This is a genomic window from Undibacterium sp. TJN25, assembly GCF_049339885.1.
Lineage (GTDB): Bacteria > Pseudomonadota > Gammaproteobacteria > Burkholderiales > Burkholderiaceae_D > Undibacterium.
Genome location: NZ_JBMPPM010000003.1, coordinates 340,632 through 366,861 on the forward strand (window position 1 = coordinate 340,632; position 26,230 = coordinate 366,861).

The 26,230-nt window shown below is 59.0% G+C and carries 30 protein-coding genes; 13 read left to right on the plus strand and 17 right to left on the minus strand.

Features of this window, described 5'->3' with window-relative positions:
* Positions 1-157 precede the first annotated feature (157 nt).
* Together ACO0LO_RS08515 and ACO0LO_RS08520 are read left to right on the plus strand one after the other, a co-directional pair.
* Positions 158-547: a rhodanese-like domain-containing protein gene (locus ACO0LO_RS08515; RefSeq protein ID WP_422963779.1), complete on the plus strand. Its 390-nt coding sequence runs from the start codon at positions 158-160 to the stop codon at positions 545-547.
* Between the two features lie 50 nt (positions 548-597).
* Positions 598-1,509: a hypothetical protein gene (locus ACO0LO_RS08520; RefSeq protein ID WP_422963780.1), complete on the plus strand. Its 912-nt coding sequence runs from the start codon at positions 598-600 to the stop codon at positions 1,507-1,509.
* 14 nt (positions 1,510-1,523) lie between these two features.
* On the opposite strand, the gene ACO0LO_RS08525 is transcribed toward ACO0LO_RS08520, so the two are convergent.
* From ACO0LO_RS08525 to ACO0LO_RS08575, 11 genes are all read right to left on the minus strand, one after another.
* Positions 1,524-1,781 (minus strand): BTH_I0359 family protein, encoded by a 258-nt coding sequence (locus tag ACO0LO_RS08525; protein WP_188568541.1) that lies wholly within the window; start codon positions 1,779-1,781, stop codon positions 1,524-1,526.
* A 352-nt stretch (positions 1,782-2,133) separates the two neighbouring features.
* Positions 2,134-2,493 (minus strand): GTPase, encoded by a 360-nt coding sequence (locus ACO0LO_RS08530; RefSeq protein WP_422963781.1) that lies wholly within the window; start codon positions 2,491-2,493, stop codon positions 2,134-2,136.
* Positions 2,490-3,209 (minus strand): response regulator, encoded by a 720-nt coding sequence (locus ACO0LO_RS08535; RefSeq protein ID WP_422963782.1) that lies wholly within the window; start codon positions 3,207-3,209, stop codon positions 2,490-2,492. Before ACO0LO_RS08535 ends, ACO0LO_RS08530 begins: the two co-directional genes overlap by 4 nt.
* A gap of 140 nt (positions 3,210-3,349) precedes the next feature.
* Complete coding sequence (locus tag ACO0LO_RS08540; protein WP_422963783.1) at positions 3,350-5,734, minus strand: ATP-binding protein; 2,385 nt, start codon at positions 5,732-5,734, stop codon at positions 3,350-3,352.
* On the minus strand, positions 5,731-6,306 hold the full coding sequence (locus tag ACO0LO_RS08545) for a DUF4390 domain-containing protein (RefSeq protein ID WP_422963784.1): 576 nt from the start codon (positions 6,304-6,306) through the stop codon (positions 5,731-5,733). Before ACO0LO_RS08545 ends, ACO0LO_RS08540 begins: the two co-directional genes overlap by 4 nt.
* 125 nt (positions 6,307-6,431) lie before the next feature.
* Positions 6,432-7,790 carry a 16S rRNA (cytosine(967)-C(5))-methyltransferase RsmB gene (gene rsmB / locus ACO0LO_RS08550; RefSeq protein WP_422963785.1) on the minus strand — a complete coding sequence of 453 codons (1,359 nt, stop codon included), beginning with the start codon at positions 7,788-7,790 and terminating at the stop codon, positions 6,432-6,434.
* Positions 7,791-7,957: 167 nt separating this feature from the next.
* On the minus strand, positions 7,958-8,596 hold the full coding sequence (locus tag ACO0LO_RS08555) for a LysE family translocator (protein WP_422963786.1): 639 nt from the start codon (positions 8,594-8,596) through the stop codon (positions 7,958-7,960).
* Between the two features lie 56 nt (positions 8,597-8,652).
* Positions 8,653-9,543 carry a lysophospholipase gene (locus tag ACO0LO_RS08560; RefSeq protein ID WP_422963787.1) on the minus strand — a complete coding sequence of 297 codons (891 nt, stop codon included), beginning with the start codon at positions 9,541-9,543 and terminating at the stop codon, positions 8,653-8,655.
* Complete coding sequence (locus ACO0LO_RS08565; protein WP_422963788.1) at positions 9,543-9,887, minus strand: DUF1840 domain-containing protein; 345 nt, start codon at positions 9,885-9,887, stop codon at positions 9,543-9,545. The genes ACO0LO_RS08560 and ACO0LO_RS08565 overlap by 1 nt, the downstream gene beginning before the upstream one ends.
* 80 nt (positions 9,888-9,967) lie before the next feature.
* Positions 9,968-10,321 carry a hypothetical protein gene (locus ACO0LO_RS08570; RefSeq protein WP_422963789.1) on the minus strand — a complete coding sequence of 118 codons (354 nt, stop codon included), beginning with the start codon at positions 10,319-10,321 and terminating at the stop codon, positions 9,968-9,970.
* Positions 10,281-10,859 carry a hypothetical protein gene (locus ACO0LO_RS08575; protein ID WP_422963790.1) on the minus strand — a complete coding sequence of 193 codons (579 nt, stop codon included), beginning with the start codon at positions 10,857-10,859 and terminating at the stop codon, positions 10,281-10,283. Before ACO0LO_RS08575 ends, ACO0LO_RS08570 begins: the two co-directional genes overlap by 41 nt.
* Before the next feature lie 367 nt (positions 10,860-11,226).
* Between ACO0LO_RS08575 and ACO0LO_RS08580 the strand changes: the two genes are divergently transcribed.
* From ACO0LO_RS08580 to ACO0LO_RS08590, 3 genes are read left to right on the plus strand one after another with little or no spacing between them, the layout of a single operon-like run.
* Positions 11,227-11,574, plus strand: a complete 348-nt coding sequence (locus tag ACO0LO_RS08580; protein ID WP_422963791.1) for a hypothetical protein — start codon at positions 11,227-11,229, stop codon at positions 11,572-11,574.
* A gap of 2 nt (positions 11,575-11,576) precedes the next feature.
* The gene (locus ACO0LO_RS08585) at positions 11,577-12,473 is read left to right on the plus strand and encodes a sensor histidine kinase (RefSeq protein ID WP_422963792.1); all 897 of its coding nucleotides are present in this window, start codon (positions 11,577-11,579) and stop codon (positions 12,471-12,473) included.
* A complete protein-coding gene (locus ACO0LO_RS08590; protein ID WP_422963793.1) occupies positions 12,470-13,267 on the plus strand; it encodes a LytR/AlgR family response regulator transcription factor in 798 nt (265 codons plus the stop codon). Before ACO0LO_RS08585 ends, ACO0LO_RS08590 begins: the two co-directional genes overlap by 4 nt.
* A 141-nt stretch (positions 13,268-13,408) precedes the next feature.
* On the opposite strand, the gene ACO0LO_RS08595 is transcribed toward ACO0LO_RS08590, so the two are convergent.
* A complete protein-coding gene (locus tag ACO0LO_RS08595) occupies positions 13,409-14,356 on the minus strand; it encodes a DMT family transporter (RefSeq protein ID WP_422963794.1) in 948 nt (315 codons plus the stop codon).
* Positions 14,357-14,429: 73 nt separating this feature from the next.
* Positions 14,430-15,311: an AraC family ligand binding domain-containing protein gene (locus ACO0LO_RS08600; RefSeq protein WP_422963795.1), complete on the minus strand. Its 882-nt coding sequence runs from the start codon at positions 15,309-15,311 to the stop codon at positions 14,430-14,432.
* Positions 15,312-15,460: 149 nt separating this feature from the next.
* Here ACO0LO_RS08600 and ACO0LO_RS08605 point away from each other — a divergent pair, with 149 nt between their 5' ends.
* The 3 genes from ACO0LO_RS08605 (at position 15,461) to ACO0LO_RS08615 (ending at position 17,394) form a co-directional block, all read left to right on the plus strand.
* Positions 15,461-15,697: a hypothetical protein gene (locus ACO0LO_RS08605; RefSeq protein ID WP_422963796.1), complete on the plus strand. Its 237-nt coding sequence runs from the start codon at positions 15,461-15,463 to the stop codon at positions 15,695-15,697.
* A gap of 149 nt (positions 15,698-15,846) precedes the next feature.
* Positions 15,847-16,845 (plus strand): MBL fold metallo-hydrolase, encoded by a 999-nt coding sequence (locus ACO0LO_RS08610; RefSeq protein ID WP_422963797.1) that lies wholly within the window; start codon positions 15,847-15,849, stop codon positions 16,843-16,845.
* Positions 16,846-16,983: 138 nt separating this feature from the next.
* Positions 16,984-17,394: a hypothetical protein gene (locus tag ACO0LO_RS08615; protein WP_422963798.1), complete on the plus strand. Its 411-nt coding sequence runs from the start codon at positions 16,984-16,986 to the stop codon at positions 17,392-17,394.
* A gap of 44 nt (positions 17,395-17,438) precedes the next feature.
* Here ACO0LO_RS08615 and ACO0LO_RS08620 read toward each other — a convergent pair whose 3' ends face one another.
* Complete coding sequence (locus ACO0LO_RS08620; RefSeq protein ID WP_422963799.1) at positions 17,439-17,999, minus strand: carboxymuconolactone decarboxylase family protein; 561 nt, start codon at positions 17,997-17,999, stop codon at positions 17,439-17,441.
* A 147-nt stretch (positions 18,000-18,146) separates the two neighbouring features.
* On the opposite strand from ACO0LO_RS08620, the gene ACO0LO_RS08625 reads away from it, so the two are divergent.
* From ACO0LO_RS08625 to ACO0LO_RS08635, 3 genes are read left to right on the plus strand one after another with little or no spacing between them, the layout of a single operon-like run.
* Positions 18,147-18,497: a winged helix-turn-helix transcriptional regulator gene (locus ACO0LO_RS08625; RefSeq protein WP_422963800.1), complete on the plus strand. Its 351-nt coding sequence runs from the start codon at positions 18,147-18,149 to the stop codon at positions 18,495-18,497.
* Positions 18,494-19,615, plus strand: coding sequence for a DUF2855 family protein (locus ACO0LO_RS08630; RefSeq protein WP_422963801.1), 1,122 nt, complete (start codon positions 18,494-18,496; stop codon positions 19,613-19,615). Before ACO0LO_RS08625 ends, ACO0LO_RS08630 begins: the two co-directional genes overlap by 4 nt.
* Before the next feature lie 3 nt (positions 19,616-19,618).
* The gene (locus ACO0LO_RS08635) at positions 19,619-20,119 is read left to right on the plus strand and encodes a GNAT family N-acetyltransferase (RefSeq protein WP_422963802.1); all 501 of its coding nucleotides are present in this window, start codon (positions 19,619-19,621) and stop codon (positions 20,117-20,119) included.
* On the opposite strand, the gene ACO0LO_RS08640 is transcribed toward ACO0LO_RS08635, so the two are convergent.
* Complete coding sequence (locus ACO0LO_RS08640; protein ID WP_422963803.1) at positions 20,116-21,102, minus strand: GlxA family transcriptional regulator; 987 nt, start codon at positions 21,100-21,102, stop codon at positions 20,116-20,118. The two genes, ACO0LO_RS08635 and ACO0LO_RS08640, sit on opposite strands and share 4 nt — an antisense overlap.
* 174 nt (positions 21,103-21,276) lie before the next feature.
* Between ACO0LO_RS08640 and ACO0LO_RS08645 the strand changes: the two genes are divergently transcribed.
* Positions 21,277-21,747, plus strand: coding sequence for a nuclear transport factor 2 family protein (locus ACO0LO_RS08645; RefSeq protein ID WP_422963804.1), 471 nt, complete (start codon positions 21,277-21,279; stop codon positions 21,745-21,747).
* 128 nt (positions 21,748-21,875) lie between these two features.
* Here ACO0LO_RS08645 and ACO0LO_RS08650 read toward each other — a convergent pair whose 3' ends face one another.
* Positions 21,876-22,130 carry a DUF1161 domain-containing protein gene (locus ACO0LO_RS08650; protein ID WP_422963805.1) on the minus strand — a complete coding sequence of 85 codons (255 nt, stop codon included), beginning with the start codon at positions 22,128-22,130 and terminating at the stop codon, positions 21,876-21,878.
* Positions 22,131-22,284: 154 nt separating this feature from the next.
* Positions 22,285-23,760, minus strand: a complete 1,476-nt coding sequence (locus tag ACO0LO_RS08655) for a M20 family peptidase (RefSeq protein ID WP_422963806.1) — start codon at positions 23,758-23,760, stop codon at positions 22,285-22,287.
* Positions 23,761-24,030: 270 nt separating this feature from the next.
* On the opposite strand from ACO0LO_RS08655, the gene ACO0LO_RS08660 reads away from it, so the two are divergent.
* Positions 24,031-26,229, plus strand: coding sequence for an ATP-binding protein (locus tag ACO0LO_RS08660; RefSeq protein WP_422963807.1), 2,199 nt, complete (start codon positions 24,031-24,033; stop codon positions 26,227-26,229).
* Position 26,230: the final 1 nt, after the last annotated feature.

The window sequence follows — 26,230 nt, forward strand, 5'->3', positions numbered from 1 at the left end:
ATGTCGCTTATGCAGCGTTGCCAATACTGCTTTACCCGCTTTTGCGCGCGGGAGTAAATTGTTGCGATGACGCAAATCCTTGGCCCGAAAGGCGCGGACGAGTTTAAAAAGCGGTATATTGCTAGCAAGACCTTATAGCAAACACGTTGGAACATCCATGGAACACCTGAGCCCCACGCAAGCCGCAGAATATCTGCAAGCCCATCCTTCTTCCTTGCTGATCGATTGCCGCAGCGAAATCGAATTCCTGTTTGTCGGCCATCCTACCGGCGCCATCCATGTCGCATGGAATGACGGTGCAGACTGGGCAATCAATCCGCGCTTTGTGCCGGACGTGAAGAAGATCGTCGGCAACGGCGACCGCGCGATACTGCTGATCTGCCGCAGCGGCAGCCGCTCGGTTACGGCCGGCGAGGCGCTGGAAGCCGAGGGTTTCAAGAACGTCATCAACGTATTGCACGGCTTTGAGGGCGACCTGGATGCCGGGCACCAGCGCAGCACTATCAATGGCTGGCGATTCGACGGCCTGCCCTGGGGGCAGTGTTAAGTAATATTGAAATACCTGTGCCGCTTCCTGCGGCGCATTGAAAGCAGATCATGAAACGCCTGTGCTGCCTGCTGTTGTCGACCATGCTATGCCAAGCTGCAACCGCAGCAGCAGAGGCCTTGCCTTACCAGATACGGCGTATCGACAGTGGCACGGTCTCCTACCGTGGCGAGATAGGCAAGGGCAGCCGCCAGCATCTGCTGCGCTATCTGGATGCCGCCACGACGACGCTGGTGATAACGTCCGAAGGCGGCAGCGCCGACGAAGGCATGCTGATGGCCGAGGAACTGCGCAGCAGGAACATCCGCCTCGTTGTCGATAAATACTGCATGTCCAGTTGTGCCAACTACCTGTTCCTGGCCGCGCTGCAAAAAACGGTAAACCCGGGCAGCCTGGTCGGTTTCCACGGCGGGCCACTGGGCAGCCTGCCTGAAGAGAAAGAAAGGCAGTTCCAGCGTGGCGCACTGAGCAGCCGTTCCATGCACGGCGAGGGTTTGCAGAACCACCTGGATAAACTGGCCGTCAGGGAGCTGGAATTTTTTTCCCGCATAGGCGTGGACCGCGGCCTGTACCGCGATGTGGACAAGGTGATACTCGCCACCGTAGCCGGCCACCATCGGGCGCCGCTCCTGCAGGGCAGGCTGACGCTGACCACCGCCAAAGGCAAGTGGGACTACGGGGTGACGGACAAGGAATTAGACAGGCTGGGCCGTAAGATGGCCGCGCTGGACAGGAAGAAAATCCGCTATTCGGTACAGGGTGAAATAGAGCGCCCCGGTACCGCGCCGGACACAGCCTATTTCCCCAGCCGGGCCAGGCTGGAAAAATACGGGGTGACGGGCATAGAAAACTACCCTTATCCGGCCGACAATGCCGAATTGAAAAAGCTGGTGCGCAAGGTGTTTGACGGCGATGTCAACATCATTGCCGATTTTGAATCTCCGGAAACCCCGGCCGGCTGACTACGATCATACAGTCAGTGCAGCAGCACGGACTGCGCCATGTAGGAGTCAAACTGGCCCAGGAAATCGTCGATCTCTTCCATGCTGGGTTCCGTCGCGATCAGGTCGGTGACATCCTTGCGAAAGTTCAGCGCCAGAGGGCCGCCGATAAACCATTCGCGGCGTACCGACTTGTCGGTGATTTCGTAGCCGCCAAAACGCAGTGCATCATGGTCTGCATCGGCGCCGTACTCCACCACGCTATATTGCTCGCTATTGTAGATGAGGTTCATGTTCTTTCCTTTCCGATACCGGTACAGCTAATCCAATTAGTCTTACATCAGACATGGTGCTGACAAGAAGGAATTTCAAGTAAATTCAGTGATGAAGATACTTCCCCTCAGCAATAATTACGGTAAGGCAATCGGATTTCTTGAACGTAATTTCTCAAAGACACGGGCATTCAGCCACTTTTTAACAATTGTTATAAACAATTTGCAGGCAGGATGTGAAAAAGCTAACGCAGGCCATTGTCTGCCACGTATTTCAGCTTAGTTCATGTTACGGCAGGCGGCTTGCCGATTCGGTACGTTATTTCACCCAGCCCTGACGGCGGCGGATGTGAAAAAAAGGGGGGGGCGGAGGTCACAGACGTATTTCGTCCGCCAGTTGCAGCAGGCTGTCGTACGGCTCCTGAGTCAGGAAGCGGCGGATATTGTCCAGATGCTCACTGGAAGCCAGGCTGATGACCAGCAGGCCGGGCTTGCGGCGCAGTACGCGGTTCAGAGTCACGCGCATCGCCAGGTTGCCTATGCAGCACATGCAGCCGGGGGCGATGCGCTGGATATGCAGGGAAGGGGTGGGGACCAGTACCGCCTGGCCGGAGGGCAGGCCTTCAAGAATCACTTCAACACTGGAAAGCGTCGCCGTGGCGGCGAGCCTGCCGGCGACGGCGGTTTCTCTTGCAAGATAATCGCCGCCGCTGACCAGTAAGGCTGGAATCATTCGCCGCGTTTGGCGTATTTCATCGATTCGACACCGAGCTGCTTCAGTTTACGGTACAGGTGCGTGCGCTCCAGTCCTGTTTTTTCAGCTACGCGCGTCATGCTGCCACCTTCGCGGTGCAGGTGGTATTCGAAATAGATGCGCTCGAAGGCATCCCTGGCTTCGCGCAAGGGCAGATCGAAGGACAGGTTGGAGATGTGGTTGTTGGCCGTTGTCGGCGCGGCGTTCTGGATAGGCGCGAAATGCCTGCTCTCATAACTTGCCGGCGCGGCGGCAAAACCGGGATTGGTCGCAATCAGCACTTCGTTCGGCACTGCGCGCAGCCCGGGAGTGGCCGGGCGGGCGGGTTCGGCACTGCGGGTAAGGCCCTGCTGCACCGCTTTCAGCAGTTTTTGCAGCGCGATCGGCTTTTCCAGGAAATTGAGTGCGCCGATGCGGGTCGCTTCGACCGCGGTATCGATTGTCGCATGGCCTGACATCATGATGACGGGCATGGTCAGCACGCCATCGCGCTGCCATTCTTTCAGCAAGGTGACGCCATCGGTATCCGGCATCCAGATATCCAGCAGCACCAGGTCCGGGCGCGATTCTATCCGGGCTTCGCGCGCCTGCTGTGCGTTTTCCGCCAGCTGCACTACGTGCCCTTCATCGCCCAAAATCTCCGAGAGCAATTCCCGGATACCCATTTCGTCATCGACGACCAATATGTTTGCCATAAATCTACCCTATTAAATTCATCGCCATTGTCAAAGTCTGCGCCTCTCCCGAGCGCTAGACATATCCCCAGCTTTTTTATTTTGACAGCAGCATGATCCAGAAGCCCTGTAATTGCCGGAAAAACGCAATTAGCGTTGCATCATGAATCCGGTGCTAACTTTAACAGCAAAATCGATACTTTTGCACCGTTTGTATCGCTGCGATTTTGAATATCGATTCTACCGCCGTGTTCATCTATGATTTTTTTGACCATGGGCAATCCCAGGCCGGTGCCGCGCGGCTTGGAAGTCGCATACGGCTCGAAAGCGCGCGCCAGGATTTTACTGCTGAAACCCGGTCCGTTATCAATAATGGAAAGGCGTACCGCGGAACGGCCGGCCTTGTCCGCACCGGTATAACGAACTACCTCGGTCGTGACATCGATCTGCGGCACGAATCCGGGTTTCACATTATCAGCGACAGCGTCCTGCGCATTTTGTAAGAGATTGTGAATTACCTGCCGGAGCTGGGTAGCATCCCCCATCACGGCCGGCAAATCCGGCGCCAGGTTCACGCGGATGGCATCTCTTTCATCGCCGGCGACATACAGGTGCAGCACTTCGTCGATCAGCGCGCTCAGGTTCAGCTGCTTCAGCACTGCCGGCGGCGTCCGGGCGTAATCGCGGAAATCATCGACCATGCGCTTCATCGACGTCACCTGGTTGACGATCGTGGTCGTGCTTTTGTTCAGGATGGCCACATCGGCCTCGTTAAGCTTGTCCTGCAGCTTCATCTGCAGCCGCTCGGCCGACAATTGTATCGGCGTCAACGGGTTCTTGATTTCGTGCGCCAGGCGGCGGGCGACCTCGCCCCAGGCGATGGACCTCTGCGCGGAAATGATGTTACTGATGTCATCGAACACCACCACATAGCCGGTGCCCGAGGCTACCGGCAGATGCGAGCCGCGCGCCAGCAGCGTAATGCTTTGTTCTTCGGTATTGTTCTTGTCGCCCGCATGGTCGGGAGAGGATGGGGCACCGGCTGCAGGCTGCATGCGCGGAATTTCTATCTGCTGCTGCCAGTGCTGCTCGTTCTCGTTGGCGCCGCCGGCGGCCGATTGCGCATGCTGCTCCGAAAAAGCCTTGTCGATGGCTGCCGCAAAAGCGTGCATGCCTTCGATGTCTTCCAGGCTCTTGCCGATATCGCCTTCCAGGCTGCGCTGCAAAATGCGCTCGACCGACTCGTTGCAGGTGACTAGGTTGCGGCCCTGGTCCAGCACCATCACGCCGGCCGACATATTGGCCAGCACCGATTCCAGGTAGGCCTTGGCGGTTTCCAGCTCGCTGCGGTTTTTTTCCACTGCGCCGCGCGCATCGGACAATTGCCGCGTCATCGTATTGAAAGACTGCGTCAGCGTCCCCAGTTCGTCCGACGTCGTGACGATGGGGCGGGGCGACAGGTTGCCTTCGGCCACCGCCTTGGTGCCTTCGGCCAGCAGCAGCAGCGGCCGCGCCAGCTCGCCCGAGATCATGAAGGCGCTGCCGATGGCGGCAAAGATCGCCAGCAGCAGCGTCAGCGTCAGCGTATACAAGTACATTTTGCGCAGGCTGGAACGGCTGCGCGAGCGGATTTCATATTCGCTGGCGGCATTCTGCAGCGACTCCGCATTGCTGGCCAGCTCCTTGGGCACAGGATGGATCAACTGCAGGTAGAAGGTATCGTTCTGCAGCGAAAGCCCGGTATTCGCGGTCTGGATTGCCACCACTACGCGCGAGCGCAGCACCGTCGGCGCCTGCCCGGCTGCGCTTGTTCCATTGGCTGCATTGGCGGCATTGCTTGTGGCTGCGCTGCTGCGGCGGCCCAGGCTGTCCACTTCGGCCTGAGCCGATACCTCAGGGTTACCCTCGGTCGCTGCATAGGCGCGCGATACGCTCGCGCGCCGTATCATCGCCTGGGTCGGCAGTTCCGGCAGCAGCGCCCGGACATCGGCGTTGGCGGAGGCAATGACACGGCCGCGGCTATTGACGATGATGGCGTCCTGCACCTGCATCTGCTCGCGCAGGCGGGACAGGTGGATCGCCATTGACGCTTCAGAAGGTTCCGACAATTGCGATGCCATGTTGCGCGCCTTGCCCTGCAAGTCGGCCAGCGACAGTTCCAGCGCGCTGCGTCCGAGGTTGAAGCCGGATTCCAGCGCCGATTCTATCTTGACGTCGAACCAGGACTCGATTGAGCGGCTGACGAACTGCACGGACACTACATAGATGACGGCGCCCGGCACGATGCCGACCAGCGCAAACAGCAGCACCAGCCGGGTCATCAGCCGCGAGCCGAACTCGCCGGAGCGGTAACGCTTGAACAGCCGCCACAGCAGCGTTGCCACCATCAGCAGCAGCGCGCAGGCGATCAGCGCGTTGGCGCCGGCCAGCCACACATAATATTGTTCCAGCTGCGACGAATTTTCCGATGCCGACATCAGGAAGAACAGCAGGATGCCCATGACGCCGCTGCCGATGATCAGCGCGTACCGCAGGATTCTGGTCACTTCTCGTCTGCCTTGAAGGTGAAACGCTTCCAGTCGGACGACAGGCGCCAGTCGCTATTGTTCAGGGCGTTGATGAGGAAAGGCTGCTTGGGCACCTGGTTGATGTCCAGCTTCAGCCGTACCGCTGCGTTATAGATGGCGCCGCTGCTGAGTTCGCTTTTTTCCGCCACGACCCAGCGGCGCGGCCGGAGTACGGTGGACATCGCCTCTTCCAGCGTGACGAAGTTCTGCAGCAGGCTGCCGTTGGTGGCAGAAGTATATTGGCGGGTCCAGACGTTGTAGCCTATCTTGACCGTTTGCGAGGAGTTGATGGCTTTTTCATCGAACCAGTACCAGCGCGGCCGGGTTACTTCCACCTCGGTCGTAAAGTACATGGGGATGCCACGGGTGATTGCCTCTTCCAGTGCATGGCTCAGCTCAAAGGAGAAAGCCGCCACCATCCTGTATCCCTCTTCGCTGGATTCTATCCTGGCCGTAGTGACCTCGGCATTGGCCGCATGTGCCGGTGCTTGCAGCAAAAGCAGCAGGGCCATCATGCAGGACATCAGCAAATAAACAGGGCGTCTGATCATGTGACAATGATAAGGCGTTGCATCAGGAGTAAGATAAGGATTGATATGACCGCCATCATATCTTGAAAGTTGCATGGGGCGTGCTGACAAATGCGCGCGAGGATGCGTCCGCACCACAATGGGGCTCAGGCTGCCGGTTTTTGGAATAGCGCATAAAACAGGCCGTCATGGTCATTACTGCCGTCTGCGGTGGGCAGCAACTGGCCCGGCGCGTCCAGGCGCACCGCATTTTGCCGCTTGGCAAATGCCGCTGCCTGCCCTTCGGATTCCATCGGCCAGATCGAGCAGGTCACCAGCAGCAGCTTGCCGCCGGGTTTCAGCATGGTCCACAGATTATCCAGAATACGTGCCGACAGCGCCGCCAACTGGGTGGCGTCCGATTTGCGGCGCAGCCAGCGGATATCCGGGTGGCGTCGCACGATGCCGGAAGCGGTGCACGGAACATCGGCCAGGATGCGGTCGAACGGCTGTCCGTCCCACCACGAGCTCTTGCTGGCGTCGCCTGCTTTCAACACAGCGTTCAGTTGCAGCCGGTCCAGGTTTTCCTGGATGCGCACCAGGCGCTTGGGATCGGAATCCAGTGCGGTCAGGTGCAGGTCGGCGCTTTCCAGTAAATGCCCGGTCTTGCCGCCGGGCGCGGCGCAGGCATCCAGCACGCGCATGCCGTCGGCCACATCCAGCAGCGAGGCGGCCAATTGTGCGGCGGCGTCCTGCACCGAGGCATGGCCGAGGTCGAAGCCAGGAATCTGGTGCACCGGCACCGGTTTATGCAGGCGGATGGCGTCCGGGCCGATCTGGCTGGCATCCACCTGCTGCGCGGCCAGCACCTGAAGGTAGTCGGCGACTGAAGTATGGCGGCGGTTCACCCGCAAGGTCAGCGGCGGCGACAGATTGCCGGAACGCAGGATTGCCTGCCAGTCCTTGGGGTAGGCCGTCTTGCATTGGTCTATCCACCAGCCTGGATAATTCCACAGCGCTGCCGGCTGTTTCAGCACGACACCGGTCAGTTCATCCTGTTCACGCAGGAAGCGGCGCAGGATGGCATTGACCATGCCTTTTGCGTGCGCCATGTGCGGATTGGACGACGCGGCCGTCACTGCCTGGTCCACGACGACAAAGGCTTCATACGGTGCCTCTTCGCCATCTACCTTGATGATCAGTGTCAGTGCGCAGCACAGCAGGCCGTACAGCAGGGCCGGTTCCGGCGCCTTGCTGGTCATTGCAGTCAGCAGCGCATCAGCCCGGCCGACCTGGCGCATGGTGCGGTAGGAAATATCCTGGATCGCACCGCGCGCCTGCGGCGATGCATTGTTTTGGGAAAATACTTTGGCCAGCGCCTGCGGCAAGGCAGTGCCTTCCAGCACATGGGCGACTGCCTGCGCTGCGCCCAGCAGGCTGAAAGCGAGCGAATCGGGTTTGACCTCGACGGCCTTGAAGTCGGCAGGGGCGGGGCGGGTGATGGTTTTTCTGGATGGCGGCAACATAGGGCTACGGGTGATACTGAAGATACATGAATCGGAAAAGCACACAGCTGGAGGCACCACAATACTACGCGCAGTCTGTTCCAGCCCAATTTTTGGGCGCAAACCCGGCTACACGTTGTACTACTGCATCAAGGTTCAAGGAGTACCGGCATCCCTGCCGCCGGTTTTCAATGTTTGGCGGTTGCCAATTTGATACCGAGGGCGACAAAGGCGCTGCCGACAAAGCGTTCCAGCCACAGCTTGATGCGGGGATTACGGCCTGCGCGGCGCGCTAGTGTACCAGCCAAAAAGGCTGTTCCGCTGTTCCATATCGTGCTCATTACGACAAAAGCCGCGCCCAGCAGCAGGAATGCGGTGGTTTTGTGCTGCGAATCGGCCAGCACGAATTGTGGAAAGAATGACAAAAAGAACAAGATCACCTTGGGATTCAATACATTGGTGACAGCGGCCTGCCAGAATACCTTGTTCAGCGGGCGCTCGTCTTTCACCGAAGAGGGGGCCGCAGCTTCCACCGGCTTGGCCAGCGCCATGCGCACGCCCAGATAAATCAGGTAAATGCCGCCGGCCAGCTTGATCAGCGTGAATGCGGTAGCAGATGCCGCCAGGATGGCCGTCAGGCCGAAAGCCGAGGCCAGGCAATGAAACAGGCAGCCGAAGGATATCCCCAGCGCCGATACCAGGCCCGCAGCCCGGCCCTGCGCCACGCTACGGCCGACGATATAGGCGGTGTCCGGGCCGGGAGTCGCATTCAGCAGCAGGACAGCGGCGCAAAACAGGCCGAAATTGACGATACCGAAACTGTTCATAGTGGGAGAGGAGGTCGTGGCGATGGAGGGAAACCGCTGTCGTATCCGACAGTGGGTCAGACAGTGGAAAAAGGTGCTGGCATGAATTGCTGCTGCCCCAGCCAGCTATGGACATCCCCGAATACACGGTCGGCATCCACTTCATTGAAAATCTCGTGGTAAAAACCGTCGTAGAAGTGCGAGGTCGCCAGCGCAGGTTCCAGCAGGGTGGAAAAGCTGCGGCTGCCGGCAGGGTCCACCAGCCGGTCATCCATGGCCACCGCCAGCAGCACGGGGATTTTCAATTCCGACGCATGTTCAGCTACATAAGTGATGGATTTGAGCATGCTGCCCAGCAGGCGGGCGCTGATCTTGGTGTGCACCAGTACATCGTCCTGGTAAGCCTTGACCACTTCCCTGTCATGCGACAGGTAGCGGGTGTTGAGTCCGTTGGAAATGCCGACTCCCGGTATCAGTGCGGTGGCGGCTTTCAGCAGCATGCGGTCGAGCGCCGACATGCGCAAGGCAAGCGCCGGCGAAGACAGCATCAGGCCGCGCAGCGGCGCCAGTCCGGCAACGGCAAAGCGGGCGGCAAACAGACCACCCATGCTATGGCCCAGAAGCAGCGGCGGAGCCGACAGCTGCCGTGCAAAATCATTGATGACCAGGCGCGCGTCGCGCAGTACCGCCTCGTCGTCAGGCACGTCGCCGCGGGCGCCGCCGGATTTACCGTGCCCGCGATGATCATAGGTTCTGACCACGAAACCCAGCGAGTTGAAAAAACGCGCCACATGCGCATACCTGCCGCAGTGCTCGCCCAGGCCGTGCATGATGACGATGCCGTCACGGGCCAGCGCCGGGTGTTCGCCGGAAACCTGGCCCGGCAGCGGCCAGTCCCTGACAAACAGCAAGGTGCCGTCGATGGTCCTTAGTTGAAATTCAGAAGTGTCTTCTATATGGGACGTCATCAAACGCCCCAGATGACGTCTCGCTGCATCTTGTTGGCCGCGTACAGCATTTCCAGCAGCGGATAAGCGCGCGCCGAGAAGCTGACTGTTTCTATTTTTTCATGTTCATTGTCATCGACGGTGTCGTTATGATGGGCGTCAATATCCTTTTGCACGATTTCAGACACAGGGTGTGCCTTGCTTTCACCGACGGCGGCTTCGATGATCTTGATCGCGCCTTCTGTTTCTGCTGATGTAATAACGCCTCTGTCCACATCCTTATGGAGCAGCTCCAATATCCGACGTGCATGCTCTTTGTACATCGTGACTTCGGCGGCAGCTTTCGATTGGAAAGTGATTAACATGAAACCAACTCCTTATTTTTCGTTGTGTGCGTAATAGCATGACCCTGTTCCTGGTCCGGAATGCTGCAATGCGGGTACTCTCATGCCCGCATTCCCGGATCAAGGGTCACTTTAATGATAATCCTAAAAAACGTTTGCCGCAGAGCGCTAACGAACAAAGCGGCGATTTTTTTCTTTACGATACAAATTGCAGCAAAAAGCGGCCCAGGCGATGCTGGCAAGCCCGAAAACAGCATTAATCGCGACAATAGCAGCTGTTTTTGTCCGGACCCGCATAAATCATGATCCGCTTTTTTGCTTTGCAACATTAGCTGTGAGCAAATGCCGGCTTTTTCAATATTCCCGGCAAGAAAATATTCTGGAAGAAATAAATTACCGGCAATACGTTCGTTCTCAGCGGGTTTTAAACGCAGTGAGGAAGGTATCGATTGCATCGCGGGTCACCACTTTTTCCTTGCCCACGATCACGGCCTGGTACACCCACTGGTCGCTCGCTACAAAACGCGCCGCCATCACCACTGGTTGACCATTTTGCAAGCTGCCCCGTGCTTCCACGTCATAGGAGCGGGTCTGCCGGCTGCCGTTTGTCGTGGACGCAGAGGCCTCTGCCTTTTTTTCACTGCTGACGCTGCCAGCGATGTTCTTCAGCATGCCTTCCTTCATGCCTTCCAGCGCCGCCAGCGCCTGCGCATTGTCCGGCAGCCTGGCGCTGCCGATCGCAAACGTCGTACCGTCGACATCGGCGGCCAGCATGCTCATCGTCATCTTGATGCCGTGCAGATCGATTTCGCGCGTGAAGGAGGCCGGCTTTGCCGGCAACAGCGCGGTATAGGGCGCATCGGCGCCGTGCACTTCGCGCCAGTCCAGCTTGGGCGAACATGCCGCCAGCGCCAGCAGCAGGGCCGCCGCGGCAAGGCCGCGCACCGGCAGGGAAGGCAGGAAATATTCCTCAGGAGCTGATTTCGTCGTCATAACCGGCTATTGTAAGCGATGCCTGGTGTCCTGTTCCGTTAACTCGTCGCAAAATAAAAGTGGCAAAATCGGATCGCGACAAGGGCGAACACGTAGCAAGGGCAGACCCTTGCGCATATTTCTGGCGTAGTAATCGACCCGATTTTCATCATCTTTTATGCCAGGGATTAGCGGGGCAGGGCACCGGTATATTGCAGAATGATCAGACTTTCACAGAGCCGTGAAACGCTGGCCGGGGCGGGTTTGTAGCCATTAATCGTCCTAAAATGCAGGTCGGCCCCCGCAGCGGGCGCTTCGTCGGAACCCGGTGGCGCTGCCCGTGTCCGCTTGTTACAGTGGCATTCAAGAAAACTGAGGGGAGAAAGCAATGAAAAACCATACCGGTATGTCAGGCATGTCCAAGGAAGATATCCTGGAATTGCTGCGCGACGTTGCAGATACGTTTGCCGGCCTCGCCCGGCAAGGCGGCCGCGCGCTGATGCGCCTGCCTTTGCCGCGCCTGATGCTGCTGTGCATAGGCGTGGCCTTCATGCTGACGATCTTGCCATTGGCGTTCGCGCTGTTTATCGTGTTTCTCGGCGTGAAGCTGGTCTTGCTGCTGTCGGTGCTGGCCGTGCGCAAATCGCGCCGGCGCCCGCTGGCCTTTGGGGCAGGGCTGGGCGAGGCAGGCGCCCCCGGTCCGCAAGCCGGTGTGGACAAGGACGAGGAGAAATAAGCATGAGTCAGGGCGAAGGCAGCGGTTTCATGCCTCTGCTGCGCGAGATTGGCGCCACTGCCTCGGCACTGTGGTGGTCTTTCTTCAACTGGCTGGCCGTGGTGTCGTGGCGTAACCTCGCAATCATCTGTTTTATTGCGATGGTCGTGGCCGGCATGGCCAATATGCCGGAGCCGGCCGTGATGTTCGCCTTTGTGTCGTTCGGCGTCAAAGTGCTGGCCGGCGGCAAGCGGCGCGCCGAGCTGGCAGCCGATGCGGCAATCACCCGCGCCAATGTGGAGGCGCTGGAACGGCGCCTGCTGGAAGCGCAGATGGCCATGCTGCAGGCCCAGGTAGAACCGCATTTCCTGTTCAACACGCTGGCGCTGATCGGCCAGCTGATCGAGACCGACCCGCCGCAGGCTGCCCGCATCCATCACCATCTGATCCAGTACCTGCGCTCCGCGCTGCCGCAGATGCGCGACAAGGGCGGCGGCACATTGGGCCGGCAAATGGAATTATCGCGGGCCTACCTGGCGATCATGCAGGCCCGCATGCGCGACAGGCTGACCGTCTCCATCGAATTGCCGGCAGGGCTTGCTGACGCGCCTTTTCCGCCGATGATGATACAGACGCTGGTGGAAAACTCGATCAAGCACGGCCTGGAACCGAAAACCGCCGGTGGCCACATCGATATCCGCGCCAGTGTGCGCGACATGTTCCTGCATGTGGAAGTCATCGATGACGGCGTCGGCTTCAATTTGCATGCGGGCGACGGCATAGGCCTGGCGAACATACGCGAGCGCCTTAAAATGCTGTTCGGCGCCGGCGCGCAGCTGATTATCGAAGCACCGGCCCAGGGCGGCGCCTATACCTGCATTCGTGTCCCCTATCAAAAAAATGGAGCTTTTAAACCATGAATCCGGCATCGCTTCCCCGTACCGTGACTGCGCTGATCGCCGATGACGAGCCGCCGATGCGCGAACAGCTGCGTGCCCGCCTGCGTGAAGTCTGGCCCGCGCTGATGATCGTCGGCGAAGCCGGCAATGGCATCGAAGCGGTGGCGCAGGCCGGTGTACTGCGGCCCGACATTGTCTTCCTGGATATACGCATGCCCGGCCAGACCGGGCTGGAGGCGGCCCGCGTGCTGATGAAGCAGTGTCATATCGTGTTCGTCACCGCCTATGATGAATATGCCGTGCATGCGTTTGAACAGGGCGCGCTGGATTATTTGCTGAAGCCGGTTGATGCGGAGCGTCTGCGTCGCACCTGCTCCCGCGTGCAGGACCGCATCGCGCATTTGCAGCGTGCCAGCGCGGCGCCCGAACATATAGAACAGCTGCTGACGCAACTGGTGCAGCACGCACAGGGCGGCGCCGGCAAGCGCGACTACCTGCGCTGGATACAGGCCAGCAGCGGCACCGCGTTACGCATGATCAGCACGCGCGAAATACTGTTCTTCCAGTCCGATGAAAAGTATACGCGGGTGCAGACCGAGCAGTCTGAGGTCTTGATACGCAAGACGCTGAAGGAACTGGAAGACGAACTCGACCCGTCGGAATTCTGGCGCATCCACCGTTCCACGCTGGTCCGGGTGGATGCCATCGTCGCGGTGACGCGCGACATGCGCGGCAGGCAGATGATCAGCCTGCGCAACCATGCAGAGCGGCTGGAAGTGAGTCGCAACCATACGCATCTGTTCCAGCAGATGTGAGGATATCTGGGTAGCAGAAAGCAGCATTGGCGAGAAAGACGCTTATTGATCGTTGCGGACCCGGATAGGTAGCCGGGATGCAGCGCAACGGAATCTGGGATGCATGCCACGGGTTTTCACCCCGGCTTTCACCAATCCAGACTAGTGCGCCGCCGGCTTGAAGGCCCTCACTGCAATGATCACGCCCGCACATAGCATCGCAATCCCCATCAGTATCTGCGGCGCCGGCGGATTGCCGCGCAAGATGAATGCATATAGCAATGCGGACAGGGTTTCGAAAACGATCAGCTGGCCGGCCAGGCTGGTGGGCAGTTTCTGGCTTGCGTAGTTCCACAGTAGCGTACCCAGCCACGAGGCCAGCAGGCCCAGTGTCAGCATCAGGCTGATGAAGCTGAGCGGGTGCGGGCCCAGCGGATAATCGTAGTGTGCACTGCCGCTTAGATGCTGGTACAGCCCATAGCCGGCAAAACCTGCCAGGGCCATCGGCAGCGTTGCCAGCCCTTGTGCGGTGGCCCAGGTGGAGGAATTGATGTGGGTATAGATCTTCATGTAGCGGCTGTTCATGATCGGGTACCAGGTCCAGGCAGCCACCGCGACCAGCGCGACCAGGCCGCCCTTGATATATTCCGCCATGCTGCGCTTGCCGTCCATGTGGGCGACTTCGCTGGCATTGACCAGCATCAGGCCGATAAAGATAACCAGCAGCGGCAGCGCCAACTTTTTCCACGCGATGGCGTCGCCGGCCTTTTGCGGGGACCAGTTGCTGCAGATCGCGATGATAACCGGCAGCGTGCCGATCAGCATCGTCGGCAGCGGGGCATCCGCCAGCTGGATGGCGCTGGCGAGTGCGGCGTAGTAGATGATGTTGCCGATCAGCGCCAGCTTGACAGCGGCCGTCCAGTCTTGGCGGCGCAACTGCGCGATGCGCCGGCGGTCCAGCCAGGCCGGCACGATGGCGATCAGCCCGAAGGCGATATAGCGGCCGAAGGACAGGATGGCGCCCGGATAGTCGGGCAGCAGCAGCGGTGTAATGAAAACCAGGCCCCAGACCAGGCCGGCGCCCAGTGCGGCGAGGATGCCGCCTAGCATGCTGTATGACGGTGTATGCCGCAGGTGAGCAATTTCATGAGCCAAGGCCGGTTTGTCGATAATGCCCTGATTATCAGCGTATTGCCAACGCCGGTCTTGTACCAATTTGCTGTTGGTATTGCGCCGGCGTCACGCCGTACGCGCGTTTGAACCAGCGGTTCAGGTGGCTCTGGTCGGTCAGGCCCACTGCGGCGGCGGCGTCGGAGGGCGTATTGCGCTGCGCCAGCAGGGTCTTGGCGCGGGCAGTACGGCGCGCCTGCAGATACTGGTGCGGCGTCACATGGTAGATCGCGGCAAAGCTGCGCACGAAGTGAAACATTGACAAACCCGCTTCTGCTGCCAGCTGCTCTATGCCCAGGCTTTGGTCCAGGTTGTCCTCCATGCATTCCAGAACGCGTTGCATGGCCAGGGTTCGCTGCTGCCGGCGCGCGGATACCGGCTGTACCAATTGCGCATTCTTGCCGTAGCGGCTGACGACGTTGTCGATCAGCTGCGTAAAGCTGGAAATGAAAGCGAGATCGTCCCCGGCTTGCCACATGGCCTTGAATGCCCGCTGGTAGGCAAGCGCCAGTGTTGGGTCATGTACGGCGGCGTTCGGGAAGAATGCCTCGCTACCTGTCATTTCCAGCAGGGTATCAGGCTCTATGTACAGCATCTGGTAGGTCCAGCCGCCATCCGCCTCTGCCTGGCCGGTATGCATCTCATCCGGGTTCAGCATCACGACAGAGCCGGTCGCGGCAATATGATCCTGTCCCTGATAGCGGAAGCGTTCCGCACCAGCCTCAATCGCGCCTATCGAATAGCCATCATGCACATGCGGTGCAAAAGCATGATCCACCAGACGTGCCGAATACAGCTCTACACCGGGCAAGTGGGGGCTGGTTTTGAAAGTGACGAACTCGCTGGGATGATGGAACACGTTCAGGGGCCGGAGAAAAACAATATTCCCCATCATAGAGGAATTAGCCGGGAGTAGGGCAAAACCGGCATCTGTCGATTAAGCAGATACCACAATGTGCGTTGCATGATTGACCATTTTTCTTGATATTTTTACATGGCAGCCTATAGTTTGTATATCTACAATAAATCAAGCTGGGGTGCGATATGCGATGTAAGCCCTATGTATGCCTGTATCCGGTCTTTCTTTTGCTAGGCGCCTGTGCCGGCATGGATGAACCCGGCAAGAACGCTGGCAGCCGTTCCGAAGCTGCCCAGGTCGAAGCGCTGGAAAATGGCGCCAAGGCCGACAGTTCCCATGTGCGCCATGTGAGGTATCCGACCTCGACCAACCGCCAGCAGGCCGATAGCCAGAATCAGCTGGACAGGCTCGATAACAGATAAGCCGGCCTGGACTGTTGACAATACCGTGGCTGTTTATTTCATTGCGACAATAATGTTGCAAGGGAGATGCTGTACTTTTACTAAACATTGCTTTACTTATCTTTTAGCCTCCCTTATGTTGCCTCTATCTCATTAACCCAGAGGCAAGCGTGAGGCGAATCCTGAAAACTGCATTGCTGCTGCTAGCGGTCGTATTGCTGGCCGCGATTGCCTGGTTGGTTTTTCAATTCACGCATCCTCCGGAACTCAAACCTTACGCGCATCTGGCCATGCCCGCGGCTACAGCATCCCTCGATGCGCCGGATGGCTTGCGTGTTACCTTCCTCGGTGTGGCGACGCTATTGCTGGATGACGGGGAGACGGCAATATTGACCGATGGCTTCTTTACCAGGCCCGACCGTACAACGGTATTGACCGGCAGGGTAGCGCCCGATCCGACATTGATTGCAGCTACCTTGCAGCGCGCAGGCATCCGGCATCTGGCCGCTGTGATCGTATCGCATTCGCATTATGACCATGCACTGGATGCGCCTGAGGTGGCAAAGCAGACGGGCGCCGTGCTGGTGGGCTCAGGTTCTACGGCGAATATAGGCCGTGGCTGGGGTTTGCCGGAACAGAAAATCCGTGTCGTCCATGGCGGGGAACAGCTGGATTTCGGCCGTTTCCATGTGCAGCTGATCAAAAGCCGGCATGCGCCTACCGGCTTTACCGGTGGCGAGATCGACCAGCCGCTGGCGCCGCCTGCGCGCGCCACCGACTACAAGGAGGGAGACAGCTATTCCATCCTTGTGCAGCACGGGCAGCGCAGCCTGATGGTACAGAGCAGCGCCGGTTTTGTGGAGGGCGCCTTACAGGGAAGGCATGCGGACGTGGTCTTTCTCGGCGTGGGCACGCTGGGCATGCAGGGAGAGTCGTTCAGGAATGCCTACTGGCAGCAGGTTGTGCGGGCCGTAGGCGCGCGCAGGATATTCCCCATCCACTGGGATGATTTCACCAGGCCGCTGACGCAGGACCTGGTGGCGTTGCCGTATCCGTTCGACGATTTTGCGACCTCGATGGACTTCATCATCAAGAGCGGGGTCAGGGATGGCGTGGATGTCCGCACGGCGCCGGCCTGGGCGCATATCGATCCGTTTGCCGGTTTATAGAAATTGTAGAACATGCCGCAACAACCCGTATGGGAAATTCCCTTAAAAACGGACACGGGCCGAACTAGCAGATAAAATAAGCCTGTGCCGCTGTAATGGCGGCCGTGCTTTCCTGTTTAACCAATTACCGGTGCCTTGATGCCACTTCGATCTTCTGCCTGTTTCGGTTTGCTTGCCCTTACCCTTGCCTTGCTGTCCGGTTGCGACAGACTGGGGATTGCGGACCCCGTCAAGGAAGCTGCCAGCAAGGAAGCGGATGCGCGCGCCACCGGTAGCGCCTGCCGCCATGCGGGCCGCGCCATTGAAGATTGTTATGCGATCAATCCGGATGCCTCCAGGGCCGCGGTGTATTCAGGCTGGAAGGAAATGAACGACTACATGCGCGAAAACAAGATCGAGGTCGTCAAGCCCGAGCTCGCGCCCGCTGCACCGCCGCCCAAACCGCCGGCTGAGGGCGAGGCCGGCGCCAGTGCATCGGGAGAAGCCAGTGCAAGTTCAGGCCCGGACGAAAAATCCGATAAGGCCCCCAAAAAATCCGGGGCGCATTAAGCACGCTGGCGCGTGCTTTGCAGCCGGGATGGCTTTTCCGAAGCTCAGGCAAAACGCGCAGCAAATCCCTCCGGCGCCAGCCTTACCGCATTCGTGATGAAAGAGATCGTGTGGTAATAGCCTGCAATCGCCAGCATTTCCAGCATCTGCTCTTCTGAATAATGGGCCGCGAGGCCGTCCCACACGGCGTCCGTGACCTTGCTGTCGCGATGCAGTTCATCCGCCAGTTGCAGCAGCAATAATTCGCTGTCCGACCAGAGGCTGCCGTCCGCCGGGAACGCTAGCGTAGAGCGGACTTGCTGCTCCGTCAGCTTGGCGCGTTCGGCAAACATCGTCACGTGCACGCCCCATTCATATTCCGAGCGACAAGCCGCAGTAGTCCTCAGGATCAGGATTTCCCGCTCACGCAGGCCGATGCTGCCGCGGTCCAGCAAGCTGCCCGCAAACATCTTTTGCAGCACGCGCGGGCTGCGCGCCATTGTGCGGAACAAGGATAAGGGTTCGACGCCGGGCGGCATGACCTTGGCGAAGGCTTCGGCGATGGCCGCTTCGTAAGGTGCAGTCAGCGGCGCAATGCGCGGCGTGGCGGATGTGGTTTGGTTCATGATGCGGTCTCCTGGTGGGTGGACGGAAATCGGCGATACGCCTGTCACGGCGTTTGCTATTTTTGTTTCCATGGGATGCTACTGAAAGAGTAGCATGCTACAAATAGTGTAGCATGCGGAAATCAACACTGCTGCAAGAGGAAAAACATGAGCCTGCCTAAAGCGGGAGCCCCGGTAAGGGGATCGCGCACCGGCCGCCCGGTGATGGCGCTGCTGGATATACTGGGGCGGCGCTGGACCCTGCGCGTGATCTGGGAACTGCGCGCCAGTACGCTGAGTTTCCGTGATCTGCAGGGCCTGTGCGATGAAATGTCGCCCACGGTGCTGAACCAGAGGCTGCGCGAATTGCGCGACGCCGAAATCGTGGTACTGGCGCAAGAGGGTGGTTATTCGCTGAGCAAATCCGGTGTAGAGTTGCTGGAAGCGATGATGCCGCTGCAAAAATGGTCCGACAAATGGGGTAAAAACCTCTATCAGAAAAAGGAGACAGAAAAATGAGTACAAGTATCACCGTCAACCGCGAATTCATCGTGGAACGCGAGAACCTGCGCAATAGCAAATTTGTCGATTCGCCCTTGCCGGATGCAGCGTCATTGCCGGCAGGCCAGGTGCTGATGCGGATAGACAGGTTTGCTTTTACGTCCAATAACGTTACCTATGCCGCGTTCGGCAAGGCGATGTCGTACTGGAATTTTTTCCCTGCGCCGGACGGCTGGGGCAAGATTCCGGTATGGGGATTTGCAGAAGTTGTGGCCTCCACCCATGATGAAGTCAAGGTCGGTGCACGCTTTTACGGCTACTACCCGATGTCCTCGCATGTGGTACTGCAGCCCTCGCGTTGCGGCGAGCACGGCTTTACCGATGCCGCCGAACACCGGCAGCCCATGCATGCGCTGTATAACCAGTACCTGCGCACCAGCAGCGACCCTGCCTACACGGCGGACAGCGAAGACCAGCAGGTGCTGCTGCGCCCGTTGTTCATCACGTCGTTCATGATCGACGACTTCCTGGCCGACAATGATTTTTTCGGCGCGCGCACCGTGCTGTTGTCCAGTGCCTCCAGCAAAACCGCCTACGGTACGGCCTTCATGCTGTCGCAGCGCGGCAAGGACATTGAAGTGATAGGCTTGACGTCGGCCGCCAACGTCGCCTTTGTTGAGCGCCTGGGCTGCTACAGCAAGGCGGTTACTTACGAGCAGATTGCCACACTGCCGAATCACGAGCCCGTTGTGTACGTGGACATGGCCGGTAACGGCAAGCTGCGCAGCAGCCTGCACCACCATTACCAGGACAATATGAAATACAGCTGCGCCGTCGGCGGCACGCACTGGGATGAACTGGGCGGCGGCGCCAATCTGCCGGGCGCGCGGCCTGCGCTGTTTTTCGCACCGGCCCAGATCAAGAAACGCATGGGTGACTGGGGGCCGGGCGGCGTGCAGAAAAAGCTGGCGCAGGCCTGGCAGCAATTGATGGTGCCGGTGTTGGACCCGGCGAGTGGCTGGATGCATGTTGTCCATGGCACAGGGCCGCAGGATGTGCAGCAGGTTTATTTGCAAATGCTGGACGGTGGCACCCGGCCGGAAGAAGGGCACGTACTGACGCTCGCAAGGGATTAAGTCATGGCGGCACATGTCAGACTGATGGCCGCAGCCGACATCGAGGCAATATGCGCGATACAGCAGGCGGCCTATGCGCCCGGCATGGTGGAAGCGCAGGACATACTGCGCGGCAGGCTGGCTAACTGTGCCGATACCTGCTGGATAGCGGAAGACGAGTACGGGCTGTGCGCCTACCTGTTTGCCTACCGCTCGCGCAAAGGCAGTGTCAGCCCGCTGGGCTATGCATACGCGCATGCGCAAGATGCCAACAGCCTGTATCTGCATGACCTGGCGGTATCGCAGCGTGTTGGCGGACAGGGCGTAGGCGCGTTGCTGGTGCGCCATGCCTTGCAGCAGGCGCTGGCGTATGGGCTGCGCTATTCCAGCCTGGTATCGGTGCAGGAGTCGCTGGTCTTCTGGAGTCGCCTCGGTTATCAGACGCAGCAGGATTGCAGTGAAGAACAGCAGTTCAGCCTGGACAGCTATGCTGGGCGGGCCTGGCATATGACCAAGGCGCTTTAGGGGCTGGTGGCGTCGCCCTGGCGGCTCCTCGCCTGCTGTTGCTGTCTTTTGTAGGCTGCCGGCGTCTGCCCCGTCAGCCGCTTGAACATCTTGGCGAACGCCGGTCTGTCCTGGTAGCCGACCGCCGCGGCAACCGCTTCTATCTGCGGGTTGCCGCGGCCCAGCTTGTCCCTGGCGGCGGCCACCCTCAACCGTTGCAGATAGGTGCCGGGGCTATAACCCGTGGCGCTGTTAAAGCGTCGCAGCAAGGTGCGCGGCGAGCAATGCGCCATCGCCGCCAGGCTCTCCAGCGTCACTTCCTCCGCATAATGGCTGTCCAGCCACAACTGCAGCCTGGCGATCAGCGCATCGCCGTGGTCGCTGGCGGCCAGCGTACCCGCATACGGCATCTGGCTGCTGCGGCCCAGCTCCACCACCATGGCATTCGCGACCTGGCGGGCCAGCGCTTCTCCTGCATGCTGGATGATCAGGTGCAGGCACAGGTCCAGCCCCGCCTGCGCGCCGCCGGAACACAGCATGTTGCCATCCTGCGTCAACAAAGCGTCTATCGATAACCGGGCCAGTGGAAAACGCTGGCGGAAAGCACGCTCCAATGCCCAGTGCGTGGTCGCCCGTCTGCCGTCCAGCAAGCCGGCAGCGCCCAGCAGGAATGCGCCGCTGCACAGGCTGACAAACTGCATCGCGGGCATGGATGCCTGCTGCCGCAGATAACCGAGCAATTCTGCATTGGCGGCAATGGCGCTCTCCACGGCGCGGCCGATTGCCGGAGCGATGAAAATATCCACAGCGCCCAGCCGTTGCAGGCTGGTATCTACCTGCAGGCTGCCCAGCGCCGTAACGACGGCCTTGCCGTCGGCGCTGACGCGCCGCAGCTGGAACAGTGTCTTGCCATGGAACTGATTCGCCAGCTGGAACGCATCCAGCGCCATGCACAGGCTGGACGTAACGGTATGCGGGCAGATATACAGAGCGACGACGGGCATGGGATTTTAGTGCGAGTGGGATTGTCCATTATAGACACAAAATAGTCGAATTAGCCATCTTCGGATTGCCCGGAGCCTGTGCATAATGTGCTGGCGCCACAGCTGCTGCAATTACCACAGCTTCGTTGCAGACGGTGCTTATCGCCTGCCTTCATTCCTTACACCGAGGTTCCCATGCACGCCAATGCCGCAGTGATCAATACGTTTTACCAGGCCTTCCAGAAGCTCGATGCCGATGCCATGGCGGCCTGCTACGCGCCTGACGTGGTATTCACCGATCCGGTGTTCCCAGAATTGCGGGGCGACCAAGCCGGCGACATGTGGCGCATGCTGACAACCAGGGCGAAAGATTTTTCTCTGGTGTTCGATGGTGTCGATGCAGATGACCAGCAGGGCCGCGCACACTGGGTGGCGACCTATATCTTTTCGCAGACGGGCAATACCGTTGTTAACGATATCCACGCCCGCTTCGAATTCAGGGATGGAAAAATCGTGCGCCATATCGACAGTTTCGATGTATGGAAGTGGTCGCGCCAGGCGCTGGGGCTAAAGGGGCTGCTGCTGGGCTGGACGCCCTTGGTAAGCAATGCCGTGCAGGCACAGGCGGCCAAAGGCCTGACGCTCTACCGCGCGGGCAAGAAGTAGCAGAGATTGCAGAGGCAGCAGGGGTAGTCGCGGTAGCAGGCCGGCTTTGACAACACGGCGACCGCCGCCTCATACATAAAAAAACGGGATGCATGCATCCCGTTTTTTGTCGTCCTGGAGGCGTATCCTTATTCCGCTTTTTCCGGCTGATGTGCCTTGGATGAGCGCTTGTAGATGATTTTTTTCTTGTCTGCATCACAGCTGCCGACGACCCGGTTCGTGGTTTCGGTACCCTTGGAAACAATCTCCAGCGTATAGTTTTTGACGCCCTTGCCGGCGAGTTTGGTTTCTATCTTGGTCTGCAGGTCAGCGCAGGGCAGCGCCGCAGCCAGGGTTTGCGCGGTTGCCAGCATCAGGCCGGCAGTCAGCAACAGGTGTTTCATATCAGGCTCCGTTATTTTTAATGGAAGGCAGGCTTTTATGGAATCATGTCACATTCGTATTCTTCACTGTTGACTCACGGCAAATTTATTTCATTTTGTGACTTGCTGACGACGAAATAGCGGCCCGGCAGGGCCTTCCATGGCCCGCCAGCCATTACGGCTTGCTGCTGTTGATCAGCAATTGATGATAAAACCGTATCATCTCCGCATAATTCTTGATCGATATCCGCTCGTTGGTGCCGTGAAAGCGCGGCAGATCGTCCGCGGTGGCGCGCACCGGAGAAAATTTGAAGATGTTGTCGCTGATCGCTTCAAAATGCCGCGAATCGGTCGCCCCTAGCATCAGCCCTGGCGCGACAATGGTACCGGGAAAGGTTTCGCGTATGCTGCGGTTCAGTACCTGATAGGGTTTGCCGGACACAGGCGTGACGCGCGAAGGATCGGAATTGCCGGCGTATGGGCTTAGCTTGATGGCATCGTTGGCGACGGTCTGCTTCACATGCTGCATCACGCTTGCCTGCGTATCGCCCGGCAGCAGGCGGAAATTGACGGTGGCGTCTATCGTGCCCGGCAGCACATTGTCCTTGTTGCCAGCGTGGACCGTGGTCAGCGCGGTGGTGGTGCGCAGCATCGCATTGGTGCTGGCGCCCTTGGCCAGTTCACGCTGCACCAGCGGCTGGAATAGCCACAGATTGGACAACAGCACGCGGTTCAGGCCGGACATTTCCGGCGCAATGGTTTCAAACATGTCGAGCGCCACACCGCGTATATTGGCCGGCAGCTGGTGGTTTTCCAGTCTGGCCAGCGCCACGCTCATCATGCCGATGGCGGTTTTTTGCGGCGGGATGGATGAGTGGCCCGGCACCGCATCCAGCTTCAGGTAGATCGTGGCATAGCCTTTTTCGGCGACGCCTATCAGCGCGGCGGGTTTGTCCAGGCCCTTCAGTATGCCTTCGGTGACCAGCAGGCCCTCATCCAGCACGTAGTCCAGCTTCACGCCGCGCGATTGCAGCAGTGCGGCAATTTTTTTGGCGCCGCCCAGGCCGCTCACTTCTTCATCATGGCCAAAAGCCAGGTAGATAGTCTGGCGCGGCTTGAAACCCTCCGACAGCAGTTTTTCCGTTGCCTCCATGATGGAGAACAGGTTGCCCTTGTCATCCCACGAGCCGCGCCCCCACACAAAACCGTCCTTGACGACGCCGTCAAACGGCGGCTGCTGCCATGTCGGTTCGGTGCCCGGCGCGATCGGCACCACGTCCTGATGCGCCATCAGCATGATGGGTTTGGCCGCCGCGTCGGTGCCGGCCCACGTATACAACAAGCTATGGTCGCCGACTTCCTCGCGTTTCAGGTTCGCATGCACGAGCGGGAAAGAGGTTTCCAGGTATGCGTGCAGTTTGTTGAATTCTTCCGCGTTCTGCGCCGGGTCTTCGGCGCTGGAGATGGTTTTGAAACGCAACGAAGCCGCCAGCCGGGCTGCCGCTGCGTTTTCATCGAGACTGATGGGCGGCGCCGGCGCCACGTCCAGCTGCCTGGACTGGAAACGCAAGGTATTGACGGCAACGGCGATGACGAGCAGCGCCAACAGCGCAAGGAGTACCTGTACCAGGCGCAGGAGGAATCGTTTCATGGTGTCTCTTTATCTTTTTAATTAAAAAACATTTCCCCTGATCATTTCACAAAACACAAAAAATATCCAATGCCGCCATGTAGCAAATAGTCACGGTTGCGCATATCGGCGCCGATCCACGGCGAACGGCCATCCGTGCGGCAGGCTTTGCCCTTTAGCAAAAGCGAAGTGGTTTTCCTGTGCATTTGCTGTTATTCTGATAATGCCGCTGACCCCATGGCCCTATCTCCATTCCCCAGCGGCGCCATTCCACCTCGATGAGGAGTGCCCATGAAGCGTACCGGGATGCAGACCAGCCGCGTGGCAATCGCACTTGGCGCTTTTTTGGTCATCATCATCGCGGCTATCGCCATTGCGGCCATCGTCTTGCTGCGCAAACAGGAAATCGACGACTGGAGCAAGCAGTCCGCTGCGTTCAGCCGCATGCTGGCGGAAACCACGGCGCAGCAGATGAGTACCGCATTCCTGGCGCTGGACAGTATCGTCGAACGCATCCAGGATTCATCAATCTCCGACGCCGACTATCTGAAGAAAGCATTAAAGACGCCGGAGTTTTACCAGTTGCTCCGTGAGAAGGTGGCGATCTCGCCGCAGATCGACGTCATCGGCGTGGTCGATGAAGAAGGCAACATCATCAACTATTCGCGCGATTACCCTGCGCCGCAGCGCAGCGTGGCCGACAGGGACTACTTCATCGAACAGAAAAGCAAGCTCGGCCAGGGCGCCTATGTCAGCCGGCCGCTGCACAACCGCGCCAATGGCGCGTGGACTTTTTACATCAGCCGCCGCCTGACGGGCAGCGACGGCGAATTCATCGGCATCGTGCAGCTGGGCGTATCTCCCGCTTTCTATAGCGCTTTTTACGAGCGGGTAAGCTTGCGCGGGCAGGCGGCCATCAGCATGATACGCAATGACTTCACGCTGCTGGCACGATGGCCGGCCAAGGACGCGATGATGGGTTTGCGCGATACCGGCAGCGCCGCTTACCAAGTGACGCAGGTGCTGCAGAAAAAAAGCGATGTCATTATCCGCGATGGTGCGGACGAGAACGGAGGCAAGCCGGTGCACGTGATGGAGGCGGTGCAGGTGGTGGATAAATATCCGCTGATCGTCAGCTTTTCCATCGACGATGCGCTCTATCTGTCGGACTGGCGCCGCACCAGCCTGCTGATTGCGATGGTGGCGTCCGGCACCATCATTGCCGTAATTGTCGCTTTCGGCATGCTGGCAGCCATGTTCAAGCGGCGCGAAGAAGACCTGATGGTCACGACGGTGCTGAAACAGCAGGCGGAGGACATCAACAAGAGCCAGACGGCGCTGCTGCAAAACCTGACTGAGCAGCAGCTCGCACTGAAAGACAGTTCGGACCGCATGGAGGCAATTTTCCAGAACGCCGCCGACGGCATCATCATGATTGATGAAGACGGCAACATAGAAGCTTTCAACCGCGCCGCACAGGTCATCTACGGCTACAAGGATGCCGAGGTGGTCGGCCGCCATAGCAAGATGTTTTCGCCACCCGGCAAATACGACCTGCTGGAACTGGCCATGAGCCGCAACGAGTTCGTGCATACCGGCCAGATCCACCTGGAGGATGAACCCGTGCGCAACGGCGGCGAGCTGTTTCCCGCAGAATTGTCCATCAGCGAATATTACCTGTCGGGCAAGCGCAAGCTGATCGTCATCGTGCGCGATATCACTGAGCGGCGCAACATGGAAAGAATCAAAAGCGAATTCATTTCCACGGTCAGCCATGAACTGCGTACGCCGCTGACTGCCATACGGGGCTCGCTCGGCCTGGTGCTGGGCGGCGCTGCAGGCCACCTCTCGGACAAGGCGAAGCCGCTGATCAGCATCGCCTACAAGAACAGTGAAAGCCTGACACGGCTGATCAACGATTTGCTGGATATCCAGAAGATAGAAGCCGGCAAGATGGATTTCAAATACGAACTGCTGCCGCTGCAGCGCTTGCTGGAATCCTCGGTCGGCGACAACCAGTCGTTTGCGCAAAATCTCGGTGTGCGCATCGAGCTGCTGGACAATGACGTTGCCGGCGCTGTCATCCGTGTCGACGCAGGACGTTTCCAGCAGATCATGGCCAACCTGCTGTCCAATGCCTGCAAGTATTCACCCTACGCTAGCGAAGTAACGGTGCTGGCGTCCCGCATGGAGGGAACTCGGGTCAGGGTGGAAGTTGTCGACAGGGGCGAGGGTATTCCTGAAAAATTCCGGCACCGCATTTTCCAGAAATTTTCACAGGCGGATTCGTCCGACACCCGCGCCAAGGGCGGCACGGGGCTGGGCTTGTCGATCACGCAGGCCATTGTCAACCAGATGCAGGGTGAAATAGGGTATTACTCGCAAAGCACGGCTACAGGCCAGGAAACGCATTTCTTTGTGGAATTCCCATGCTGGCCTGCTCCCAGCTCGCAGCCTGAACAGGTGAGCGCAGAAGCGCATCCATCCTGAA

What these genes read in the sequence shown, in the direction of transcription:
- ACO0LO_RS08515 (WP_422963779.1), top strand. Translation starts at nt 158, where the DNA reads ATGGAACACCTGAGCCCCACGCAAGCCGCAGAATATCTGCAAGCCCAT.
- ACO0LO_RS08520 (WP_422963780.1), top strand. Translation starts at nt 598, where the DNA reads ATGAAACGCCTGTGCTGCCTGCTGTTGTCGACCATGCTATGCCAAGCT.
- ACO0LO_RS08525 (WP_188568541.1), bottom strand. Translation starts at nt 1,781, where the DNA reads ATGAACCTCATCTACAATAGCGAGCAATATAGCGTGGTGGAGTACGGC.
- ACO0LO_RS08530 (WP_422963781.1), bottom strand. Translation starts at nt 2,493, where the DNA reads ATGATTCCAGCCTTACTGGTCAGCGGCGGCGATTATCTTGCAAGAGAA.
- ACO0LO_RS08535 (WP_422963782.1), bottom strand. Translation starts at nt 3,209, where the DNA reads ATGGCAAACATATTGGTCGTCGATGACGAAATGGGTATCCGGGAATTG.
- ACO0LO_RS08545 (WP_422963784.1), bottom strand. Translation starts at nt 6,306, where the DNA reads ATGATCAGACGCCCTGTTTATTTGCTGATGTCCTGCATGATGGCCCTG.
- rsmB (WP_422963785.1), bottom strand. Translation starts at nt 7,790, where the DNA reads ATGTTGCCGCCATCCAGAAAAACCATCACCCGCCCCGCCCCTGCCGAC.
- ACO0LO_RS08555 (WP_422963786.1), bottom strand. Translation starts at nt 8,596, where the DNA reads ATGAACAGTTTCGGTATCGTCAATTTCGGCCTGTTTTGCGCCGCTGTC.
- ACO0LO_RS08560 (WP_422963787.1), bottom strand. Translation starts at nt 9,543, where the DNA reads ATGACGTCCCATATAGAAGACACTTCTGAATTTCAACTAAGGACCATC.
- ACO0LO_RS08565 (WP_422963788.1), bottom strand. Translation starts at nt 9,887, where the DNA reads ATGTTAATCACTTTCCAATCGAAAGCTGCCGCCGAAGTCACGATGTAC.
- ACO0LO_RS08570 (WP_422963789.1), bottom strand. Translation starts at nt 10,321, where the DNA reads ATGCAATCGATACCTTCCTCACTGCGTTTAAAACCCGCTGAGAACGAA.
- ACO0LO_RS08575 (WP_422963790.1), bottom strand. Translation starts at nt 10,859, where the DNA reads ATGACGACGAAATCAGCTCCTGAGGAATATTTCCTGCCTTCCCTGCCG.
- ACO0LO_RS08580 (WP_422963791.1), top strand. Translation starts at nt 11,227, where the DNA reads ATGAAAAACCATACCGGTATGTCAGGCATGTCCAAGGAAGATATCCTG.
- ACO0LO_RS08585 (WP_422963792.1), top strand. Translation starts at nt 11,577, where the DNA reads ATGAGTCAGGGCGAAGGCAGCGGTTTCATGCCTCTGCTGCGCGAGATT.
- ACO0LO_RS08590 (WP_422963793.1), top strand. Translation starts at nt 12,470, where the DNA reads ATGAATCCGGCATCGCTTCCCCGTACCGTGACTGCGCTGATCGCCGAT.
- ACO0LO_RS08595 (WP_422963794.1), bottom strand. Translation starts at nt 14,356, where the DNA reads ATGCTAGGCGGCATCCTCGCCGCACTGGGCGCCGGCCTGGTCTGGGGC.
- ACO0LO_RS08600 (WP_422963795.1), bottom strand. Translation starts at nt 15,311, where the DNA reads ATGATGGGGAATATTGTTTTTCTCCGGCCCCTGAACGTGTTCCATCAT.
- ACO0LO_RS08605 (WP_422963796.1), top strand. Translation starts at nt 15,461, where the DNA reads ATGCGATGTAAGCCCTATGTATGCCTGTATCCGGTCTTTCTTTTGCTA.
- ACO0LO_RS08615 (WP_422963798.1), top strand. Translation starts at nt 16,984, where the DNA reads ATGCCACTTCGATCTTCTGCCTGTTTCGGTTTGCTTGCCCTTACCCTT.
- ACO0LO_RS08620 (WP_422963799.1), bottom strand. Translation starts at nt 17,999, where the DNA reads ATGAACCAAACCACATCCGCCACGCCGCGCATTGCGCCGCTGACTGCA.
- ACO0LO_RS08625 (WP_422963800.1), top strand. Translation starts at nt 18,147, where the DNA reads ATGAGCCTGCCTAAAGCGGGAGCCCCGGTAAGGGGATCGCGCACCGGC.
- ACO0LO_RS08630 (WP_422963801.1), top strand. Translation starts at nt 18,494, where the DNA reads ATGAGTACAAGTATCACCGTCAACCGCGAATTCATCGTGGAACGCGAG.
- ACO0LO_RS08635 (WP_422963802.1), top strand. Translation starts at nt 19,619, where the DNA reads ATGGCGGCACATGTCAGACTGATGGCCGCAGCCGACATCGAGGCAATA.
- ACO0LO_RS08640 (WP_422963803.1), bottom strand. Translation starts at nt 21,102, where the DNA reads ATGCCCGTCGTCGCTCTGTATATCTGCCCGCATACCGTTACGTCCAGC.
- ACO0LO_RS08645 (WP_422963804.1), top strand. Translation starts at nt 21,277, where the DNA reads ATGCACGCCAATGCCGCAGTGATCAATACGTTTTACCAGGCCTTCCAG.
- ACO0LO_RS08650 (WP_422963805.1), bottom strand. Translation starts at nt 22,130, where the DNA reads ATGAAACACCTGTTGCTGACTGCCGGCCTGATGCTGGCAACCGCGCAA.
- ACO0LO_RS08655 (WP_422963806.1), bottom strand. Translation starts at nt 23,760, where the DNA reads ATGAAACGATTCCTCCTGCGCCTGGTACAGGTACTCCTTGCGCTGTTG.
- ACO0LO_RS08660 (WP_422963807.1), top strand. Translation starts at nt 24,031, where the DNA reads ATGAAGCGTACCGGGATGCAGACCAGCCGCGTGGCAATCGCACTTGGC.